Origin of the sequence: Pseudomonas sp., assembly GCF_037994325.1 — a bacterium.
Lineage (GTDB): Bacteria > Pseudomonadota > Gammaproteobacteria > Pseudomonadales > Pseudomonadaceae > Aquipseudomonas.
Genome location: NZ_JBBNAH010000335.1, coordinates 1 through 4,239, shown reverse-complemented (window position 1 = coordinate 4,239; position 4,239 = coordinate 1). Strand labels below are relative to the sequence as shown.

Here is a 4,239-nt window from a genome sequence, read left to right as displayed (position 1 = left end):
CGACGCGCGCCCGAACAACCCTTTCAGCCGCACGAGAACCCCAGGAATACGCAGCACCATAAGGAACGAACCAATCGCGGCGTAAATTAACCACTCTTCGATATCTGCTCGTACAACCCAAAGCATATGCAGCAGTACCAAAGCCAACACCCCGTAAATAATGCGGTGCAACACTCTCCACCGCCTACCAAGCTTGCGGATACTCCAGCGATTAGAAGTCGCAGCCAGAATCAGCAACCCAAGAAACGCCAGGGCACCGACAAAGATATAAGGCCGCTTACGCAGATCGATCAACAGTTGCCCCACATCCATCCCTAAGACAAAGACTGCATAGGCTGAAAGGTGCAGTACCACATAAGCAAAACACCACAAACCCAGCTGGCGCCGCACGGCTATCCAGCCACCCCATCCGCTAAACCGCTGTAAAGGGGTCATGGCCAAGGTGAGCAAAAGAATTGCCAGCGCCGCCACCCCCAAACGATCAACCAACACCTTGCCAGGATCAGGCCCGAGCGCAAAAGACCACGCCTGATAAAGCCAGAACAGAGGGAGAATCGGCCCCACACAGAACACCGCTATACGCCAAAGCCGATATCGCATCAGTAATTCGTCCGCAGATCTAAGCCGCTATACAACGAGGCCACTTCGTCGTAGCCATTAAAAAGGCGAGTAGGCATTACATTCGGACTGAAGAGGCTGCTAGGCAACCGGCGCTCGTGAGCCTGGGTCCACCGTGGATGATCGACCGCAGGATTTACGTTGGCATAAAAGCCGTATTCGTCAGCCGCGAGACTCTGCCACGTGTTTTTTGGTTGCTCAGCGGTGAGGGTGATACGCACGATGGACTTGATGCTTTTAAAGCCATACTTCCACGGCACCACCAAGCGCAGCGGCGCACCGTTCTGACCAGGCAGTACACGGCCGTACATGCCCACAGACAGAATCGCCAATGGATGCATAGCCTCATCCAAGCGAAGGCCTTCTATATATGGCCAGTCGATCAGGGAGAAACTAGAGCTCTGCCCTTCCATTTGCTTACGGTCGACGATGGTTTCAAAGCGCACATACTTAGCGTTGGCCGTTGGCTCAAAACGCTTGAGCACATCGCCCAGTGAAAACCCCAACCAGGGAATCACCATCGACCACGCCTCTACGCAGCGCAGCCGATAGATACGCTCCTCAAGCTGCTGCTCTTTAAAGAGATCTTCTACGGCATAGCGACCAGGCTTTCCGACCTCACCATCGACCACCACTGTCCACGGCTCCGTTTTGAACGACCCTGCAAGGCGCGCAGGATCGCCTTTGTCTGGCCCGAACTCGTAAAAGTTGTTGTAGTGAGTGGCGTCTTTATAAGGCGTAAGGGTTTCGTTGCCGGCAGCAACAGCCTGCCATCGCGCAGTTTTGAGCTTTTCAGCAAACCAGTCAGGCGCCGGGGCAGCTTCAACATCGGCATAAGGGGAGGCTTCTGCCTGGACGACCACAGGTAACGCGAGAGCCGCAACGACACCACCAGCGGCAGCGAAGAAAGATCGGCGGGAGAGGTAAATCGACTCAGGCGTGACGTCAGATTCGCGCGACGCGGAAGCAGAAGGGATTTTGATTAACATAAGAACTCCGCGACTATGGGGGACTGATGCGCCAATAGACCGCGGAGCCTGGGGGAAATTACATCACTCAGCAGTTTTCCGGCGACGCAGACGAAGCAAGTACTGCACCGGGCCAGAAGCAGCGTAAGCCAGGAAGATCAGCAACAGAATACGCGGTGGATCACTGAACACCACAGCGAACACCAACACCACAGCAAGAATGGCTACAAACGGCACACGGCCCTTCAAGTCCAGATCTTTGAAACTGTAGTACTTGATATTGCTGACCATCAGCATGCCCGCCGCCGCCACCAACAAGGCGACCACGAACGACATATTCGACCCCTTGATACCGAAATCGCTAAAAGCCCAAACGGTACCGGCAACCACACCGGCGGCTGCCGGACTGGCCAGACCAATGAAGTAGCGTTTATCGACAGTGCCGATCTGCGTATTGAAACGCGCCAGGCGCAGCGCAGCGCCAGCCACATAAATAAACGCCACCATCCAACCTACCTTACCCATGCTACCCAGCGCCCACTCAAAGGCGAGCAACGCCGGGGCCACACCAAAGGCAACCATATCGGACAAGGAGTCGTACTCAGCACCGAATGCGCTCTGAGTGTTGGTCAGACGGGCAACGCGGCCATCCAGACTATCAAGCACCATGGCGACGAACACAGTCGCCGCTGCCACTTCAAAATTGCCGTTTACTGCGTTGATGATGGAGTAGAAGCCAGCGAACAAGTTGGCGGTGGTGAACAGGTTAGGCAGCAGATAGATACCACGATGCCGGACCTTGCGCCCTTCGGCGTCATGTCCTTCTTCAACATGTTCATCGATAGGCAGCAGGCTTTCTGCATCATCGGAACCGGTAGCCGGGTCCTCGGGACGTTCGTTCATGAACATTACCTTGCAACGGGTTTGGATAGTTTTCGACCAAATTGCCGATTCGGGGTTCAGCCCTCCTCAGCGGTAAGGCTTTATACCAGAAGCCTTAGCCTAGAACGAAAAAACGCGGCCGTAGCCGCGTTCTTTCTAGATGTCGACAGCCTTAGTTCTTGGCTTTGTCGACGATCTTGTTGGCAGCAATCCACGGCATCATGGAACGCAGCTGCTCACCGATGATCTCGATACCGTGCGCAGCGTTGTTACGACGCTTGGCGGTCATCGACGGATAGTTGGTGGCGCCTTCGCTGATGAACATCTTGGCGTATTCGCCGTCTTGAATGCGCTTCAGAGCGTTACGCATAGCCTGACGGGATTCGGCGTTGATAACTTCTGGGCCGGTCACGTACTCGCCGTATTCAGCGTTGTTGGAGATCGAGTAGTTCATGTTGGCGATACCGCCTTCGTACATGAGGTCAACGATCAGCTTCAGTTCGTGCAGGCACTCGAAGTAAGCCATTTCTGGCGCGTAGCCCGCTTCAACCAAGGTTTCGAAACCGGCTTTAACCAGCTCAACAGTACCGCCACACAGAACGGCTTGTTCGCCGAACAGGTCGGTTTCGGTTTCGTCTTTAAAGGTGGTTTCGATGATGCCAGTACGGCCGCCGCCAACGCCCGATGCGTAGGACAGCGCAACGTTCTTGGCGTTGCCCGAAGCATCCTGATAAACAGCGATCAGGTCGGGGATACCGCCGCCTTTGACGAACTCGGTACGCACGGTGTGGCCCGGAGCTTTCGGCGCGATCATGATTACGTCGAGGTCAGCGCGTGGCACAACTTGGTTGTAGTGAATCGCGAAGCCGTGGGAGAACGCCAGGGTGGCGCCCTTCTTGATGTTCGGCTCAACTTCATTTTTGTACAGCTGGGACTGGAACTCGTCCGGGGTCAGGATCATGACCAGATCGGCAGCAGCAACAGCAGCGGGCACGTCAGCCACTTTCAGACCGTGAGCTTCAGCCTTGGCGCGAGTAGCCGAACCTGGACGCAGGCCAACGGTAACGTCAACGCCGGAGTCTTTCAGGTTGCATGCCTGAGCGTGGCCCTGGGAGCCGTAACCGATGATGGCTACTTTTTTGCCCTGGATGATCGAAAGGTCGCAATCTTTATCGTAAAAAACTTTCATGAATTTCCCCTGATATCTGAGGCCCGCCAGGGCCTCGCGCTGAATGAGTTAGATGCTAAGAACTTTGTCGCCACGGGCAATGCCGGTAACGCCACTGCGGACAGTTTCCAGAATGGAGCTAGTGCCCACGGCCTGGATAAAACTGTCCAGCTTGTCGCTGGTTCCCGCGAGCTGGATGGTGTAGACGCTGCTGGTCACATCCACGATCTGGCCACGGAAAATATCGGTAGTACGCTTGATCTCTGCACGCTGGGCACCCGTCGCTTTGACTTTTACCAACATCAGTTCGCGCTCGATATGAGAGCTTTCCGAAAGGTTTACCAGCTTTACCACTTCGATCAGCTTGTTGAGGTTTTTGGTGATCTGCTCGATCACCTCATCATGGCCAACGGTGGTCAAGGTCAGACGCGACAGGGTCGGGTCTTCGGTTGGCGCCACAGTCAGACTTTCGATGTTGTAGTTACGCTGCGAGAACAGACCCACAACACGGGACAACGCGCCCGGCTCGTTTTCCAGCAGCAGAGAGATAATGTGCCGCATGATTATGTCCTCTCCGTCTTGCTGAGCCACATGTCACGCATG

At 55.2% G+C, this 4,239-nt stretch carries 5 protein-coding genes; all 5 read right to left on the bottom strand.

Annotated features, from left to right (window positions below):
- The coding region (msrQ, locus tag AAAB16_RS11350; protein ID WP_340663406.1) for a protein-methionine-sulfoxide reductase heme-binding subunit MsrQ at nt 1–600 on the bottom strand (600 nt) is incomplete at its 3' end.
- Nucleotides 600–1,607 carry a protein-methionine-sulfoxide reductase catalytic subunit MsrP gene (gene msrP, locus AAAB16_RS11345; RefSeq protein ID WP_340663405.1) on the bottom strand — a complete coding sequence of 336 codons (1,008 nt, stop codon included), beginning with the start codon at nt 1,605–1,607 and terminating at the stop codon, nt 600–602. The genes msrQ and msrP, both read right to left, overlap by 1 nt.
- 63 nt (nt 1,608–1,670) lie before the next feature.
- A complete protein-coding gene (gene pssA, locus AAAB16_RS11340; RefSeq protein ID WP_340663404.1) occupies nt 1,671–2,489 on the bottom strand; it encodes a CDP-diacylglycerol--serine O-phosphatidyltransferase in 819 nt (272 codons plus the stop codon).
- A gap of 151 nt (nt 2,490–2,640) precedes the next feature.
- A complete protein-coding gene (ilvC, locus tag AAAB16_RS11335) occupies nt 2,641–3,657 on the bottom strand; it encodes a ketol-acid reductoisomerase (RefSeq protein ID WP_108099955.1) in 1,017 nt (338 codons plus the stop codon).
- A gap of 48 nt (nt 3,658–3,705) precedes the next feature.
- Nucleotides 3,706–4,197, bottom strand: a complete 492-nt coding sequence (gene ilvN / locus AAAB16_RS11330; protein ID WP_340663403.1) for an acetolactate synthase small subunit — start codon at nt 4,195–4,197, stop codon at nt 3,706–3,708.
- Between the last annotated feature and the right edge of the window lie 42 nt (nt 4,198–4,239).

Bases quoted from the DNA above. Each gene is read 5' to 3' on its own strand.
- msrP (WP_340663405.1), bottom strand. From the start codon at position 1,607: ATGTTAATCAAAATCCCTTCTGCTTCCGCGTCGCGCGAATCTGACGTC.
- pssA (WP_340663404.1), bottom strand. From the start codon at position 2,489: ATGAACGAACGTCCCGAGGACCCGGCTACCGGTTCCGATGATGCAGAA.
- ilvC (WP_108099955.1), bottom strand. From the start codon at position 3,657: ATGAAAGTTTTTTACGATAAAGATTGCGACCTTTCGATCATCCAGGGC.
- ilvN (WP_340663403.1), bottom strand. From the start codon at position 4,197: ATGCGGCACATTATCTCTCTGCTGCTGGAAAACGAGCCGGGCGCGTTG.